We start from the raw sequence: 16241 nt of genomic DNA, 5'->3' as shown, positions 1-16241 counted from the left end.
TGTCACATTATAATGAAAGAAATAATACATGATTATTATATTTCTCTTATCTACCTTATAGGTTAATAGTCCTAAATAGTTATTTATTATCGTATAGAGCACAAATCTAAACTCACCAGAAGAAAATTTAGAAATCCTGTGATATGTATTATTTAATAAAGTATAAAGAGGCATTCAATGAAAATAGAATTAGCTAAAAGTCTTGAGTTAAATAGAGATATCACAGCAGAAGATGCCGATAAATTATTCTCAGAAAACAGAATAACATCAAAACATCTTTTTGAATGTACTGAACCTGATTGTCACGCCCAAGTAACATGCGCCAATCTTGATAAACCTAGTCGATTACGTAAAAGGGTCCCCTATTTTAAATTTGTTTCTGAACACAGTGATGCCTGCAAAATAGGAATTAGTGAAGAAAGTGAATTTCGTAAAATAAAGAAAGCACATGAAGATCCTGAAGCACTCCCTTTTATTTTAGATGATACTATTGAACTTGATCTCTCATCTCCTTATAAAAATAAAATTCATGATGTACCTGTCTTAGAAGAAGATAATAGTATAAAAAGACGCTTAAAAAGAAAGGATGTTGATGAAGAAAATATAAATAAAACACGCCATGCAAGAAAGCGTTTATCTGGGCTAGTTAATGCTTTTATTAATAAAGAAAATTTCTTTCTAAATACTGCTGAAGGAAGAATTCATTTAAGAGACTTCTTCATTCATGTTAATGATAAAAAAGATCTCAGTGAGTATATCGATGAGCCACGAGTGTACTTTGGTAAGGCATGGATTAAACGGATAGATAATTATTACCTTGTTCGTTTTAATAATGAAATGCGAGCAGGTAATTTAAAATGTAAGCCAACATTTTTTATTACTGAGCGACTTGTCGATAGTTCAGAATATAAGAGAACATCTCGTCAAGAATTAGATAAGATCGCTTTTTCTAAACCAGTACAACCCCTCTACTTATTTATATTCAGTGAATTACCACCGGTAAAAATGAATAGTAGTGATTTTATTAATTTCAAGTTAGATGATTTAACTTACCTATATTACAAAAAATGGGGCAAGAAAAATGAATGAAATATATGAAATAGCCTATTCAACAGTGACTAATCGACTATGTTTGTTTACAGGTACTGGATTTTCAAAGGCATTAACAAAAAATAAAGTACCTAGTTGGCAAGAATTACTTGAGAAAGTCTGTGATGAATTGAGTGGTTTAGAAAAGATAAAACAATCTTTATTCCCTAATAATGGTAAAAATCCATTAAGTTTAGAGGAGGCGGCTCAAGTTATTTATATTGAATACCAAAAAAGAGATAAAAATTTACATGAGAAAATTGCAGAAATTATAAAAGATATCAAATTATCTAAAAATAACGAACCTATAGAAGAATTCTTGGAAAATAATTCTCTGAGAATAATAACAACAAACTATGATAAATTGATTGAACATATGCTTTCAATTGATCATTGCCAATCTCTTGCTCCTGGATTACCAATTCCCAAATCTTCTTCAAAAATAAAAATTTATCACGTACATGGTTCTATTGATTCACCGAGTAATATGGTTGTTACTTCTGATGATTATTTTAAATTTATAAACTACAACTCTTATTTCTCTAAAAAAATAAGCTCTATGATTTATGAAAATACAATTGTTATATTAGGCTATTCTCTTGGAGATACTAACCTAAAAGCAATTATTAATGAGTACAAAAATTTCTCACGAGAAAACGTTATTGGTTCTTCTATGTTTTTAGTATCTAGAAAGAAAATAGAATCCTACTTAAAAGAATACTATTTTCATTGCTATGGTATTAGAGTTATTGATGATTTAAATATTCATGATTTTTTTAAAAATCTAAATTCAAAAATAATAGAAGTAGAGAAAACCGTTGAAAGCTCAATAAAAAATATAAAAAAAGTATTACATGGAAATCATAGCTTTTCTGAAAAATTCTTAAGAGTAGAAAATAGTTTTTATGAAATAATAATATCATTAGCTGCCTTTGGTGCTAAAGTGACAGATAAAAAAACCATGAACATGATAGAGAAAATAATACAGGAAAAAATAAAACTAACGAGTGAAAATAGTGCTTGGGAACAATATGTTCATTTGGCAAATTGGCTAATCTATCTTGCAACTATCATTGAAATAAAAAGCACCCCATTAGAAGATATATATCTTAAAGCGGTATCTCATTCAATGGATCACATGACTAAAGATTATTCCATAGGATATTCTTGGCATGCTTATCGTGCATGGGAAAATAAATGGCCGTCTCTTATTGTATCAAATAGAGTTATGATAAAAAATTATGTTCGTGAGAATATTAGTAATAACGATGCTGTTAATTTAGTTAAAAACTTATAATTAATTTGAACTCAATAAAAAACCATAGCACAACAATGTACTATGGTTTTAAATGGCTAAAAAAGGCTAGCTAAAATAAATTAGTCATTAGCGCGTAAACGTTCTATTTTCGCCCCTAATCCTTGTAATTTAGCTTCAATATTTTCATACCCACGATCGATATGATAAATACGATCCACAATAGTTGTACCTTCAGCGATACACCCCGCAAGGACTAAACTTGCAGAAGCACGTAAATCTGTCGCCATCACTTGTGCGCCTGAAAGTTTTTCAACACCATGACATAACACCGTATTACTTTCGATTTCAGCATGAGCGCCCATGCGGATTAACTCAGGAATATGCATAAAACGATTTTCAAAAATAGTTTCTGTGATCATTCCTGCGCCTTCAGCAACTAAGTTTAAAAGGCTAAACTGTGCTTGCATATCAGTCGGGAACCCAGGATGCGGTGCTGTACGCAAGGTTACCGCTTTAGGACGTTTACCATGCATATCAAGGCTGATCCAATCTTCACCAACTTCTATATCTGCACCCGCTTCACGTAATTTCGCCAACACTGCATCTAACGTATCAGGCTTTGCATTACGACAAACAACGCGGCCACGAGAAACAGCAGCAGCAACTAAGAAAGTACCAGTTTCAATACGATCAGGGAGAATTTGATAAGTACCACCACCAAGGCGTTCTACACCTTCAATAGTAATACTATCTGTACCTGCACCGCTGATTTTGGCACCTAATGTATTAAGAAAATTAGCAGTATCTTCAATTTCAGGCTCTCTTGCCGCATTCTCAATGATAGTTTTACCTTCGGCTAACACTGCTGCAGTCATAATAGTGATAGTGGCACCCACGCTCACTTTATCCATGACAATATGTGCGCCTTTTAATCGCCCATCAACACGAGCTTTTACATAACCTTCATCAAGCGTGATTTCAGCGCCTAATTGCTCTAAACCTGTAATATGAAGATCAACAGGACGAGCGCCAATGGCACAACCACCAGGTAAAGAAACCTGACCTTGACCAAAGCGAGCAACTAACGGCCCTAATGCCCAAATAGAAGCACGCATGGTTTTAACTAACTCGTAAGGTGCACAGAATTCATTGATATTACGAGCATCAACAAAAACAGAGCCGTTACGTTCAACATTAGTTCCTAAGCGATTAAGTAATTTAATCGTTGTATCAATATCTTTTAACTTAGGAACATTGGTTAATTCTACTGGCTCTTCGGCAAGGATCGCAGCGAACAGGATTGGTAATGCAGCGTTTTTTGCGCCTGAAATAGTGACCTCACCTGATAAACAGGTTGGTCCTTGTACTCTAAATTTATCCATCTGTAGAACTCTCTTTTTTATTTTGCTGTACGCTGTATACCTACTGAATCAAAGCCCGTTAAGTTTACGATCCCTCTTCCACTCTTCAGGTGTGTAGGCTTTAATAGACAAAGCGTGAATACGGTTATCTGCGATATATTCCATCAAAGGGGCATAAATGGTTTGTTGTTGTTTTACTCTGCTCATTCCCTCAAACATAGCGCCAACAACGACAACTTGAAAATGACTGCCGTCACCGTTAACGATGACTTCATCTAAAGACAGGCTGTCCATTAATACTTGTTTGATTTCATTTGTATCCATAATTGCTCAATCTCAACGTTAAAATAATAATCAGTCGTCTATCCTAATGGAATCCGCCCTACTCTTAAACCATCAAAAACCCCCTTAATGATAAAAGTATCACGAAGGGGGCGTTTTAATTGCTTTTAGTTAAAACCTGTATTAGGCAATATTCATAATTTCATCAAGATCATAGAGAGTAATAAGAGTCTGAAAACGCTCACTTACGCCTTGAATAATAAATTGGCGATGTTGTGCTTCCATCTCTGCTTTTAGGTGAACAAAAAGCGCCAATCCTGTTGAATCGATATGACTCAATGCTGAAATATCAATAATATTGATATCGGTTAATAATGCTTTACGTTGCTGCCAAGCAGGTAATAACGTTTCGCGATCTAACGTTCCTTGAAAAAAGAGGGTATCGTCCTTTTTTTCCCAATTTAACGAGGATGACATGTTATTTTTTCTCATCCAGTGTGATTGGTGTTTTTGCACTAATTTCTAACTGTTTTGTTAAACCATCAACACCTTTAGAATTTAAAATATCTGACCACTCATTCTGTTTTGTGGTGATCATGCTGACACCTTCCGCAATCATGTCATAAGCTTGCCATTCGCCTGTTTTGCTGTTTTTACGCCATTGGAAATCAAGGCGAACAGGTGGGCGACCATTTTTATCAATAATGGTAACGCGAATAGTGAGGTTTGTTTTATCTGCGAACGGTTTTGCTGGCTCAATACGATATTCTTGTCCTTCATACATCGCTAATGCTTGACCATATACTTGAGCAAGGTACGCTTCAAATGCAGTAAAATATGCATCGCGTTGAGCTGGTGTTGCAGTACGATAATGAGGCCCCAATACTAATGCACCTGCATATTTAATTTGTACATATGGCAATAATTCTTGTTGAACAATTTGGCGCAAAACTTCAGGATTTTTACGAATTTCAGGCTGTTCATTTTTTAATTTAGTAAACGTCTTTTGTGCGGCATCTTCCATCAGTGTGTATGGATTGGTTTTATCTACAGCCATCGCAAAAGGTGTAATGACTAACAGTGCGACCATCAATAAGCGTTTAAACATACTTTCGCTCTCCTAAAAAAGTTTTAATAATAGGATGCTTTACTTAATTAAATGTATAAATACATCCTATAAGAATTAATGATTAAGGTAATGCTGGATGTTCTTCAGTTGATTCAGATTCAGATTTTGCTGAACCATCACCATCTCCTGTTTTATAAAGGAACTGACCGATGAGATCCTCTAGTACCATTGCTGAATTAGTATTAGTGATCCGTCCTCCGTCTTTAAGTAGAGTAGAATCTAATGCTTCATCATAAAAACCTAAATTCAATGCAAGGAACTGCTCACCTAATAAGCCAGATGTACGAATAGACAGTGAGCTACTTTCTGGAATGTGGTCATAAATACTCAGAATATCGAGCGCGACTTCAGGACGATAGTTCCCTTCATCTTCTTCTTTTAAAGTGATAGAAGAAACACGACCAATCACCACACCACCAATCTTAACTGGGGAACGTTCTTTTAACCCACCAATATTACCGAAGCTGGCATAAACGCGATAAGTTGGTTGATTACCCATTTCTTTAATATCAGCCACTTTTAGGCATAAGAAAATCACAGCGGCTAGCGCAATCAAAACAAATAGACCAACCCAAACTTCAATTTTTTTACTTTGCATGACTTAGTTCCCAAACATCAGTGCTGTTAGCACAAAATCTAAACACAATACGGCTAACGATGAATGAACAACAGTACGTGTTGTTGCTCTGCTAATCCCTTCTGATGTTGGGATTGCGTCATACCCGTTAAAGAGCGCTATCCAAGTGACGGTAATGGCAAAAACGACACTCTTAATAAAGCAATTCACTAAATCTAATCGCCATTCAACGGCACCTTGCATAGATGCCCAGAAAAAGCCTTCATCGATCCCTTTCCAATCCACACCAACAATGGCACCACCCCAAATACCGATGGCAACAAAAATAAGTGAAAGCAATGGCATGCTAATTAAACCGGCCCAAAAGCGGGGTGCAACGACTCGCCGTAAAGGATCGACTGCCATCATTTCTAAACTGGAAATTTGTTCTGTGGCTTTCATTAAACCAATTTCCGCTGTTAATGCAGAACCTGCTCGGCCTGCAAATAATAATGCGGTTACCACAGGGCCCAATTCTCGTAACAAAGAGAGAGCCACCATCATGCCAAGACTGGCTTCAGCACTAAATGTTGTCAGTACAAGATAACCTTGTAATCCCAGCACCATGCCAATAAATAGACCAGACACCATGATGATTAATAAAGATTGAACGCCAACGTTATACAGCTGCTTCATTAAAAGAGGCCACTGTTTACGGAATTCTGGTTTACCGACTAATGCACGAAAGAGCATAATGCCAGCTCTACCGAATGTTGCAAAAATCGCTAACGCTCTAGCGCCAATACGAGCTAATAAATTTACCACGTACTAATTTCCTCGTCCTAATAGGTCGTCCTGATAATCTCCCGCAGGAAAACGGAAAGGTACCGGGCCATCAGCAATTCCATCTAAAAACTGTCTGACTTGCCTATCTGGGTTGTCCTGTAATTCTTTTGCACTACCTTGAGCAATAACTTTTTGCTCCGCAACAATATAAGCGTAATCGGCAATGCTCAACACTTCAGGCACATCATGAGAAACCACAACACACGTCACTCCGAGTGCATGATTTAACTCATCAATCAGCTTAACAAGTACGCCCATAGTGATAGGATCTTGCCCAACAAAAGGTTCATCAAACATAATTAATTCGGGATCAAGCGCAATGGCTCTGGCTAATGCGGCTCTTCGAGCCATACCACCTGATAACTCAGAAGGCATTAAACTTGCAGCACCACGTAAACCCACAGCTTCAAGCTTCATCATCACCGTTGTACGTATAAGCGCTTCAGGTAAATTTGTATGCTCTCTTAGTGGAAAGGCTACATTTTCAAATACATTCATGTCGGTAAAAAGGGCACCAGACTGAAAAAGCATACTCATTTTCTTTCTTGCGTGATACAACGCAGAACGTGATAGCGCCGGAATATTATCGCCATCAAACCAAATTTCGCCGCTATCAGGAAGAATTTGTCCTCCCATAAGGCGTAATAAAGTTGTTTTACCAATCCCAGAAGGGCCCATAATTGCAGTCACTTTTCCTCTAGGTACAACAAGGTTAATCTCAGAAAAGATCTTCCTACTACCACGAGTGAAGTTCATATTGCGCACTTCAATTAGATTGTCAGATTGTGCGTTCATGAATAAAACATCCTCAAGCCTGTCTGCATAAACAAATTTTTACGCTATTTTGGCAGGTCATTCGTTATGTTACAAAGAAATCACCACTATTTAGCAATTTATTGCACGGTTAATTTTACTTTTCGTGCTTGGCTAGTCAAAATATGGTGAATTAGCAAAACCTTTTGACAATATGTTTTTTTATCAGCCCTGTCTTATTGGTTTTTTCTTTCTTTACTTGCTCATTGTCGGAAAACTGATGGCATGTTGATTACTTTGTCTCTTTTAATTTTTGGATTGATGCTACTTGTTTATGCATCAGACCGATTAGTCTATGGTGCGAGCGTTTTTGCGCAATCGTTAAAAATTCCCCCCGCCGTTATCGGTATTTTAATTGTAGGCACTGGCACATCATTACCTGAACTTTTTGTTTCTACCGATGCCTCGGTTCATAATTTACCTGACATTGCTATTGGTACTGCTATTGGTTCTACACTTACCAATCTTCTTCTTATTGCGGGCATTGGGGCGATGATCTACCCCATGAACATACAATCTGCGGTACTGAAAAAAGAGCTTCCATTGATGATTATCGTCATCATGCTTGTGGGTATTATTTTATCTAGTGGAAACCTAGGGCTGAGAGAAGGTACTTTGCTCTTTTTTATTGGTTTTGCATCTATCTTTCTCATGATAAAAACGATGCATAAAACACTTACACAAGAGCGCCATGTATTACCTTTAGAAACCTTAACCCGTTTTGAATTACAGACAAATCCTCGTAATTCAGTTGCTCTTTTTTGGGTCGTTATTGCCTTACTGATTATTCCAGTTGCGACTCAAATGATATTAGATAATGTCTTTATTCTAATGCAACAGTATCATCTTAGTGGCCTTTTTGTTGGCTTAACCTTGCTATCTATTGGAACAAGCTTACCTGAATTAGCGACAACCATTGTTGCAGCGCTAAGACGTGAAAATGAATTAGCTTTAGGAAATATTATAGGTGCTAATATTTTTAACCTGACATTTGTGTTAGGAATGCCAGCATTACTTTCACCAAGTACATTTAATATCAATACATTTTATTTTAGTTTTGCTGTACTTGGTGTGGCTAGTTTATTGTTCTCTATCTTTTCCTTAGGGCGGAAACGGCGCCTTAATCGAGGAAAAGGGATATTCTTATTAGTTTGCTTTATTGTTTATATTACGGTGTTGTGCGTTGCACATTCTCTCTTAACCTAAAATAAATGGTACAAAAAAATGACCGAGTTTGATTTTCAGCAAGCGGGCAAAAAAGTCCTTCATATTGAACGTGATGGGTTAGCTGAACTAGAACAATATATCAACGATGATTTTACGCTTGCCTGTGAAAAGATTTTTCACTGCCAGGGTCGAGTGATTGTGATGGGTATGGGTAAATCTGGCCATATTGGGCATAAAATTGCTGCAACATTTGCCAGTACAGGAACACCTTCTTTTTTTGTTCATCCCGGTGAAGCAAGTCATGGCGATTTAGGCATGGTCACAGAAAAAGATATTGTTCTAGCGATTTCAAACTCGGGTGAAGCCAGTGAGATCCTCGCCCTCATTCCGGTTCTGAAACGCAAACAGATAACACTGATTTGTATGACACGCACTCCTCAAAGTACAATGGGGAAAGCGTCTGATATTCATCTTTGTATCAAAGTTCCTAAAGAAGCCTGCCCTTTAGGACTTGCTCCCACAACAAGTACAACAGCAACATTAGTGATGGGCGATGCACTGGCCATCGCACTTTTACGTGCTCGAGGCTTTACTGCTGAAGATTTTGCCCTTTCTCATCCTGGTGGTGCATTAGGTCGTAAATTACTCCTTCATGTGAGTGACTTAATGAATAAAGACGCTGATATCCCTCGTGTTACTAAAGACGCAACGTTACGCGAAGCACTTGTTGAGATTACCCGTAAAAAATTAGGTATGACGGTAATCTGCGATGATAGTATGTTGATTAACGGTATTTTTACTGACGGTGACTTACGTCGCATATTTGATTTAGGAATTGATCTTAACAATGCCAAAATCTCTGATGTGATGACAAGAGGAGGTATTCGTATTCGCCCTGATTGTTTAGCCGTTGAAGCACTAAATTTAATGCAAGCAAAACATATCACCTCGTTGTTAGTAACAGAACAAGATAGTGATATCCTATTAGGTGTTTTACATATGCATGATCTATTACAAGCCGGTGTTGTATAAGCTAGTCATAACGTTCGAAGGATAAAAATGAATACAATGATAGAAACTTGTTATGGTGCAGTAAGCGAGCAAGTCATCAAAAAAGCAGAAAAAATCCAATTGCTGATTTGTGACGTTGATGGTGTTATGTCGGACGGACTCATTTACATGGGCAATAATGGCGAAGAACTAAAAGCTTTTAATGTCCGTGATGGGTATGGCATTCGTTGTTTGCTTACATCAGGCATTGAGGTTGCTATCATTACAGGTCGTCAATCTAAGCTGTTAGAAGATCGTGCTAAAACGCTTGGCATTACATATCTTTACCAAGGTCAGCATAATAAGCTTTTGGCGTATCAACAACTGTTAGATACACTAAACCTTAAACATGAACAAACCGCCTATATTGGTGACGACCTGATAGATTTACCTGTAATGGAAAAAGTCGGACTCTCCGTCGCAGTTGCCGATGCACATCCATTACTCACACCTCGGGCGGACTACGTTACTCGCATTATGGGTGGGCGTGGTGCAGTACGAGAATTATGTGATTTAATCCTTTTAGCTCAAGGTCGGCTTGAAGAAGCTAAAGGTCTTTCGATTTAACGTATAACGACACAGAATGAATAAATTAAAATCCTGGTTTACCTTAATTCTTGCAATTATCGCCCTTGGGCTAATTGGCTGGAACTATACTAACAACACTGAATTCGGTGATGGTGAAGTTGTTGATGATGGTCAACCAACTTATCAATCTAAATCATCGATATCTTTTGTTTATGAGCCAACAGGTATACTTGGATATAAACTCGTTGCTGATGATGTCAAAAACTATGCTCAGCAAAAGTTTACATGGTTTACTAACCCTGTCTTAACCACTTATTCGCCGGCAGGGGATGCAACATGGACCGTGCGCGCCAATAAAGCCAAGCTAACCAACAGTAAAATGCTCTATCTTTATGGCGATGTTCAGATTGATAGCTTAAATGATGATTCTCAATTACAGAGAATAAGCACTGATAACGCTATCGCGAATTTGGATACACAGGATGTTTCCTCTGATGATGAAGTGACTATTATCGGCGTCGGACTGAAATCAGTCGGCTTAAAAATGCGAGGCAATCTGCGCGAGAAACACGCAGAGCTGATTGAAAAGGTAAACACCTATTATGAGATCCCTAATGAATCAAAAAATCCGTAATACACTGATTATCGGTACATTATTAGCAATAAGTGTACCTGCGATGGCGCTTAAAGATGACACGCAACAACCTATCGTTGTCAATTCAGAAAAACAGTCGCTTGATCTAGAGAAAAATGTCACGACATTTACACAAAATGTTGTGATTAAACAAGGCTCTATCGATATTCGTGCTGATAAAGTCGTTGTTACACGCCCTGGTGGTGACTCTAAAAAAATCGTCATTGAAGCATTTGGTAATCCCGTAACTTTTTATCAGTTACAAGATGATGGCAAACCTATCAAAGGTCGTGGCGACAAGATGACCTATGAAATGGATAAAGAATTAATGACCTTAACGGGTAAAGCCTATCTTGAACAATTAGACAGTAATATCACTGGTGATAAGATCACTTATCTCGTCCCAACTCAGCAAATGGAAGCATTTAGCGGTAAAGGTAAACAAGTTACCACTGTTTTACTGCCTTCCCAGTTGCAAGAGAAAGGTACTGGTGCTAACAACAAAGGTAAGTAACACTTTATGGCGCTGTTAAAAGCTGAAAATTTAGCAAAAGCATACAAAGGGCGCACCGTTGTCGGTGATGTTAGCCTGAATGTTAATTCAGGTGAAATTGTAGGCTTACTTGGCCCTAATGGTGCCGGTAAAACAACAACATTCTATATGGTTGTCGGCATTGTCGCTCGTGATGCAGGTAGTATTACTATTGATGATGAAGACATCACTCTGTTACCGTTACATGAACGTGCGCGTAAAGGAATAGGCTATCTACCTCAAGAAGCCTCTATTTTTAGACGGCTAAGCGTTTATGACAACATTATGGGAATTTTAGAAATTCGCCATGATTTAACACCAGAGCAGCGAAAAGATCGTGCAGAAGAGCTATTAGAAGAGTTCAATGTGAGCCATTTGCGTAACAGCTTAGGGCAATCATTATCAGGGGGAGAACGCCGTCGAGTTGAAATTGCACGTGCGTTAGCTGCAAACCCTAAATTCATTTTATTAGATGAACCTTTTGCTGGTGTTGATCCAATTTCAGTATTGGATATTAAAAAAATTATCCAGCATCTACGTGATTACGGATTAGGTGTACTGATTACTGACCATAATGTTCGTGAAACATTAGATGTGTGTGAACGAGCCTATATTGTCAGCCAAGGTCACCTTATCGCTCATGGTTCGCCAGAAGAAATTCTTGAAAATGAGCAAGTTAAACGTGTTTACTTAGGTGAAGGCTTCCGCCTGTAATCTTAGATTCACTTTTACTCTGTCATGGATGACAACAGCCAAGGACTCATCGCATTATTATGAAACAAAGTCTGCAACTTCGTCTCAGTCAGCAATTGGCAATGACGCCACAGCTACAACAGGCTATTCGTTTGTTGCAACTTTCGACGCTTGAATTACAACAAGAAATTCAGCAAGCGCTTGAATCCAACCCTCTTCTCGAACAAGACGACGATCAACAAGATCCCGTTTCAGATGACGCCTCTCATACAGAAAATCAATCTGACTCTACAACAGAAACAACAACTGAAAACGAAGTTGAAGAGTTCGACACACTGGATGCTTTAGAACAAAAAGAGATGCCTGACGATCTCCCATTAGACACTCAATGGGAAGAAATTTACACCGCGGGCACACCTTCTGGTACCAGTAATGACTATATGGATGATGAACTCCCACTGTATCAAGGTGAAACAACAGCTTCATTACAAGATTATCTGACATGGCAGGCTGATCTCACTCCGTTTACAGAAACAGACAGAGCCATTGCCATAAGTATTATCGATGCAGTTGATGAAACAGGATATTTAACTGTTACAACAGATGACATCCTGCTTGGAATGGGCGATGATGAGATAGAGCTTGATGAAGTTGAAGCCGTGTTAAAACGTATTCAACGCTTTGATCCTATTGGAGTTGCTGCGCGTGATTTAAAGGAGTGTCTTTTGATCCAGCTTTCTGCTTTTTCAACAGATACCCCTTATCTTAAAGAAACACAGTTGGTCATTAGCCAACATTTAGAATTATTGGGTAATCGCGACTTTCGCCAATTGATGCGTCAAACGAAGTTACGTGAAGAGACATTAAAATCGGTTATTGAGATAATTCAATCACTTGATCCTAAACCTGGATTAAGTATTGATACAGGTGAGTCAGAGTATGTTATCCCAGATATACTGGTAAAAAAATCAGGTGAACGCTGGCAAGTTGAGTTAAATACAGATAGCATTCCTCGCCTACGTATAAATGAAACCTATGCTGCATTGGGTCAGTCAACTCAAAATGAGAGCGATGGAAAATTTATTCGTGACAATTTACAAGAAGCCAAATGGCTGATAAAAAGTTTAGAAAGCCGTAATGAGACATTATTAAAAGTCGCTCATTGCATTGTTGACACACAGCAGGCATTTTTCGAATTGGGTGAAGAGCATATGAAACCCCTCGTGTTAGCGGATATCGCTGAACAGGTTGAAATGCACGAATCCACCATTTCTCGAGTGACAACGCAAAAATTTTTGCATTGCCCAAGAGGAATTTTCGAATTGAAGTATTTTTTCTCTAGCCATGTGAATACTGATAGCGGAGGCGAAGCCTCTTCAACAGCAATCAGGGCTTTAGTGAAGAAACTAATCGCAGCAGAAAATCCAGCGAAACCACTTAGTGATAGTAAACTGGCTGATATGCTCGCAGAACTTGGTATACAAGTTGCTCGACGCACTGTTGCGAAATATAGAGAGTCATTATCCATCCCGCCTTCAAATCAACGCAAAGAGTTGGTTTGAGCATAATTGAGAAGGAAGACACTATGGAACTTCAAATCACTGGTCATAACATTGAATTAACTGATGCTCTGCGTGATACCGTCAAAGCAAAAAGCGCGAAATTACCTCAGTTCTTTGACAAAATTAATAACGTTCAGGTTATCCTGAAAGTCGAGAAAGTGAATAAAATCGCTGAAGCGACCATTCAAGTTAATGGCGGTGAATTACATGCCTCTGCTGAAGCAGAAGATATGTACGCAGCAATTGATGGATTAATGGATAAACTGGCTCGTCAATTAACCAAACACAAAGATAAACTGAGACAACATTAATTCATTTCCCATTGCGAAATGGGGATACAATCGGCGAAGTTACTGCGTTGTTTATGACTCGGTTCAAGCCAACGCCTAATCAATATCAGTAACAAAAAACCAGATGTCACTTTGTGGCATCTGGTTTGCTGGTCTAAGTGAATAAGACAATGAACAACGATACAAAGATGAATATTAGCGACGTACTTTCTCTGGCATGTACACATAATGATGTACATTGCACGAGTAAAAAGCGCGCGTTAGAAATTATCAGTGAAAATGCAGCAAAAGCACTTAATTTACCCGAAACACTGATATTTGAAGCCTTACTGACGCGTGAAAAAGTCGGTACAACAGGGATTGGGGGTGGTTTAGCTATCCCTCATGGACGTATTGAAAGTGATGAAACAGAAAAAGTAGTTGGTGTGTTTCTTCACCTAAGCGAACCTATTGCCTTCGACGCTATTGATAATCAACCTGTCGATTTGTTGTTCGCATTACTCGTTCCTGCAACACAGTGCAAGGAACATTTACACACACTGTCTTTGATTGCAAAACAGTTGGCAGACAAAAACTTATGTCGCCGACTACGCTCCGCACAAAGTGATGAAGAGCTTTATCAGATTATCACAGAATAACCCCTACGGGTTTGTTGGGACGCGAATAGCATACAGTGGAATGATATTCATCACTGGGAAATTATAGGGGAGCTACCTCATGGTGCTGATGATAGTCAGCGGACGCTCTGGTTCAGGTAAGTCAGTCGCTTTGCGTGCGCTTGAAGACATGGGATTTTATTGTGTTGATAACTTGCCTGTTGATCTTTTACCTGAGCTCGCAAAAACACTGGCTGAACGTGATGCTTCTGCTGCCGCAGTCAGTATTGATGTCCGAAATATGCCAGAGTCGCCGGAGATCTTCGAAAAAGCGCTGGAAAGTTTACCCGCTGAATATTCTCCACAACTCTTATTTTTAGACGCAGATAGAAATACTTTAATTCGTCGTTATAGTGATACACGACGCTTGCACCCACTTTCGACCAAAAACCTTTCATTAGAAATGGCAATTGATACCGAAAGTGATCTGCTTGAGCCATTGCGATCACGTGCTGATCTCATCATTGACACCTCTGAGATGTCAGTCCATGAGCTTGCAGAAATGCTGCGGACTCGTTTATTAGGTAAACGTGAACGTGAACTGACAATGGTCTTTGAATCCTTTGGCTTTAAGCACGGTATTCCTATTGATGCAGATTATGTTTTTGATGTGCGTTTCTTACCAAACCCACATTGGGACCCTAAGCTGCGCCCGATGACAGGCCTCGATCGCCCTGTTGCGGCATTTTTAGATAGACACACCGAAGTTCATAATTTTATTTATCAAACCAGAAGCTATCTTGAACTCTGGTTGCCGATGTTAGAAACCAATAACCGTAGCTACTTGACGGTTGCAATTGGTTGTACGGGGGGTAAACACCGTTCGGTTTATGTTGCAGAACAACTTGCCGACTATTTCCGCTCTAGAGGGAAAAACGTACAATCACGACACAGAACACTAGAAAAACGCAAATGACCCAATATCGACAAGTTGCGATTAAAAATCGACTCGGCATGCATGCAAGGCCGGCGATGAAATTGTTTGATTTAGTGAAAACATTTCAATCAACCGTCATTTTACGCAACAACGAAGGGGTTGAAGCACAAGCAGATAGTGTAATTGCTATGCTGATGTTAGATTCAGAGCAAGGCAGTCAAATTGATATAGAAGTGACAGGTAGTGATGAAAATGAAGCTATTGATGCTATTATCGCATTATTTGAATCAGGGTTTGATGAAGAATAATCGTAATAGAAAACAATAGATTAGCATTTCTTAACTAAATAACCCGAAAGAGACTGTGATCACTGTCTCTTTCTTTTTTATACAGAACCGCCTATTATCTCTTATATGAGTTTAACAACACCCCCACCTCACCCGTGGGGGTGTTGTTTTGCATTGGAATAAATTGGAGTGTGGTATGACAAAGCCAACAATTATCATCAACGAACTTGATGCTGAACGTTTAGATTCATTGCTAGAGCAACCGGCCTTTGCAGATAGCCCTATTGCTGAAGCCTTGAATGAAGAATTAGATCGTGCTGACATTGTTACACCAGCTGATATCCCTGCTAACATTGTCACAATGAACAGCAAAGTCCGCTTTATGGACTTAAAAAACAATGAAGAACGTACACGTACTTTAGTGTATCCCGCTTCATTAAAAGATAGCACCACTGAACTTTCAGTCATGGCACCAATGGGTGCTGCGCTACTGGGTTTAGCAATTGATGACGAAATCAGTTGGAAGCTGCCTAATGGCCTTGAAACTAAGGTTAAAGTATTAGAAATTCTATACCAACCTGAAGCCGCAGGTGAATTACACCGTTAAGTGGAGCTGAAGGTTCGCGTCTTA

General features: G+C 38.6%; 21 protein-coding genes. 14 read left to right on the top strand and 7 right to left on the bottom strand.

Annotated features, from left to right (window positions below; genetic code table 11):
- Positions 1–177: 177 nt before the first annotated feature.
- Positions 178–1089 carry a hypothetical protein gene (locus DK866_RS13140; RefSeq protein ID WP_109409267.1) on the top strand — a complete coding sequence of 304 codons (912 nt, stop codon included), beginning with the start codon at positions 178–180 and terminating at the stop codon, positions 1087–1089.
- Positions 1082–2386 carry an SIR2 family protein gene (locus tag DK866_RS13135; RefSeq protein WP_109409266.1) on the top strand — a complete coding sequence of 435 codons (1305 nt, stop codon included), beginning with the start codon at positions 1082–1084 and terminating at the stop codon, positions 2384–2386. Before DK866_RS13140 ends, DK866_RS13135 begins: the two co-directional genes overlap by 8 nt.
- Positions 2387–2466: 80 nt before the next feature.
- On the opposite strand, the gene murA is transcribed toward DK866_RS13135, so the two are convergent.
- The 7 genes from murA to mlaF form a co-directional block, all read right to left on the bottom strand.
- Positions 2467–3729 carry a UDP-N-acetylglucosamine 1-carboxyvinyltransferase gene (gene murA / locus DK866_RS13130; RefSeq protein ID WP_109409265.1) on the bottom strand — a complete coding sequence of 421 codons (1263 nt, stop codon included), beginning with the start codon at positions 3727–3729 and terminating at the stop codon, positions 2467–2469.
- Between the two features lie 48 nt (positions 3730–3777).
- Positions 3778–4032 (bottom strand): BolA family iron metabolism protein IbaG, encoded by a 255-nt coding sequence (gene ibaG / locus DK866_RS13125; RefSeq protein WP_006535338.1) that lies wholly within the window; start codon positions 4030–4032, stop codon positions 3778–3780.
- Between the two features lie 141 nt (positions 4033–4173).
- On the bottom strand, positions 4174–4467 hold the full coding sequence (gene mlaB / locus DK866_RS13120; protein WP_109409264.1) for a lipid asymmetry maintenance protein MlaB: 294 nt from the start codon (positions 4465–4467) through the stop codon (positions 4174–4176).
- A gap of 1 nt (position 4468) precedes the next feature.
- Positions 4469–5098 carry a phospholipid-binding protein MlaC gene (mlaC, locus tag DK866_RS13115; protein WP_036933065.1) on the bottom strand — a complete coding sequence of 210 codons (630 nt, stop codon included), beginning with the start codon at positions 5096–5098 and terminating at the stop codon, positions 4469–4471.
- An 82-nt stretch (positions 5099–5180) separates the two neighbouring features.
- Positions 5181–5717: an outer membrane lipid asymmetry maintenance protein MlaD gene (mlaD, locus tag DK866_RS13110; RefSeq protein WP_109409263.1), complete on the bottom strand. Its 537-nt coding sequence runs from the start codon at positions 5715–5717 to the stop codon at positions 5181–5183.
- 3 nt (positions 5718–5720) lie between these two features.
- Positions 5721–6500, bottom strand: a complete 780-nt coding sequence (gene mlaE, locus DK866_RS13105; RefSeq protein WP_109409262.1) for a lipid asymmetry maintenance ABC transporter permease subunit MlaE — start codon at positions 6498–6500, stop codon at positions 5721–5723.
- Positions 6501–6503: 3 nt separating this feature from the next.
- Entirely contained in the window at positions 6504–7316 is an 813-nt protein-coding gene (gene mlaF / locus DK866_RS13100) for a phospholipid ABC transporter ATP-binding protein MlaF (RefSeq protein WP_072069769.1), read from the bottom strand.
- Between the two features lie 243 nt (positions 7317–7559).
- Here mlaF and DK866_RS13095 point away from each other — a divergent pair, with 243 nt between their 5' ends.
- From DK866_RS13095 to rnk, 12 genes are all read left to right on the top strand, one after another.
- The gene (locus DK866_RS13095) at positions 7560–8540 is read left to right on the top strand and encodes a calcium/sodium antiporter (protein ID WP_109409261.1); all 981 of its coding nucleotides are present in this window, start codon (positions 7560–7562) and stop codon (positions 8538–8540) included.
- An 18-nt stretch (positions 8541–8558) separates the two neighbouring features.
- The gene (gene kdsD, locus DK866_RS13090) at positions 8559–9533 is read left to right on the top strand and encodes an arabinose-5-phosphate isomerase KdsD (protein WP_109409260.1); all 975 of its coding nucleotides are present in this window, start codon (positions 8559–8561) and stop codon (positions 9531–9533) included.
- 27 nt (positions 9534–9560) lie between these two features.
- Positions 9561–10118, top strand: coding sequence for a 3-deoxy-manno-octulosonate-8-phosphatase KdsC (kdsC, locus tag DK866_RS13085; RefSeq protein ID WP_109409259.1), 558 nt, complete (start codon positions 9561–9563; stop codon positions 10116–10118).
- 16 nt (positions 10119–10134) lie between these two features.
- Positions 10135–10713, top strand: coding sequence for an LPS export ABC transporter periplasmic protein LptC (lptC, locus tag DK866_RS13080; RefSeq protein WP_072069773.1), 579 nt, complete (start codon positions 10135–10137; stop codon positions 10711–10713).
- Positions 10694–11227 (top strand): lipopolysaccharide ABC transporter substrate-binding protein LptA, encoded by a 534-nt coding sequence (gene lptA, locus DK866_RS13075; RefSeq protein ID WP_109409258.1) that lies wholly within the window; start codon positions 10694–10696, stop codon positions 11225–11227. Before lptC ends, lptA begins: the two co-directional genes overlap by 20 nt.
- A gap of 6 nt (positions 11228–11233) precedes the next feature.
- Complete coding sequence (gene lptB / locus DK866_RS13070; RefSeq protein WP_072069775.1) at positions 11234–11959, top strand: LPS export ABC transporter ATP-binding protein; 726 nt, start codon at positions 11234–11236, stop codon at positions 11957–11959.
- Positions 11960–12018: 59 nt separating this feature from the next.
- Positions 12019–13500, top strand: a complete 1482-nt coding sequence (rpoN, locus tag DK866_RS13065) for an RNA polymerase factor sigma-54 (RefSeq protein WP_109409257.1) — start codon at positions 12019–12021, stop codon at positions 13498–13500.
- 23 nt (positions 13501–13523) lie between these two features.
- A complete protein-coding gene (gene hpf, locus DK866_RS13060) occupies positions 13524–13811 on the top strand; it encodes a ribosome hibernation promoting factor (RefSeq protein ID WP_036913954.1) in 288 nt (95 codons plus the stop codon).
- A 149-nt stretch (positions 13812–13960) separates the two neighbouring features.
- On the top strand, positions 13961–14428 hold the full coding sequence (gene ptsN, locus DK866_RS13055) for a PTS IIA-like nitrogen regulatory protein PtsN (protein ID WP_023582879.1): 468 nt from the start codon (positions 13961–13963) through the stop codon (positions 14426–14428).
- Positions 14429–14507: 79 nt separating this feature from the next.
- Entirely contained in the window at positions 14508–15362 is an 855-nt protein-coding gene (gene rapZ, locus DK866_RS13050; RefSeq protein ID WP_023582880.1) for an RNase adapter RapZ, read from the top strand.
- Positions 15359–15631, top strand: coding sequence for a PTS phosphocarrier protein NPr (gene npr / locus DK866_RS13045; protein ID WP_006535359.1), 273 nt, complete (start codon positions 15359–15361; stop codon positions 15629–15631). The genes rapZ and npr overlap by 4 nt, the downstream gene beginning before the upstream one ends.
- A gap of 175 nt (positions 15632–15806) precedes the next feature.
- On the top strand, positions 15807–16217 hold the full coding sequence (gene rnk / locus DK866_RS13040; RefSeq protein ID WP_075671465.1) for a nucleoside diphosphate kinase regulator: 411 nt from the start codon (positions 15807–15809) through the stop codon (positions 16215–16217).
- The last annotated feature ends 24 nt before the right edge of the window (positions 16218–16241 follow it).

Origin of the sequence: Proteus genomosp. 4 str. ATCC 51469 (genome assembly GCF_003144375.1) — a bacterium.
Classification (GTDB): Bacteria; Pseudomonadota; Gammaproteobacteria; order Enterobacterales; family Enterobacteriaceae; genus Proteus.
The sequence above is the reverse complement of the archived record's forward strand: the minus strand, read 5'-3'. Positions and strand labels throughout refer to the sequence as shown.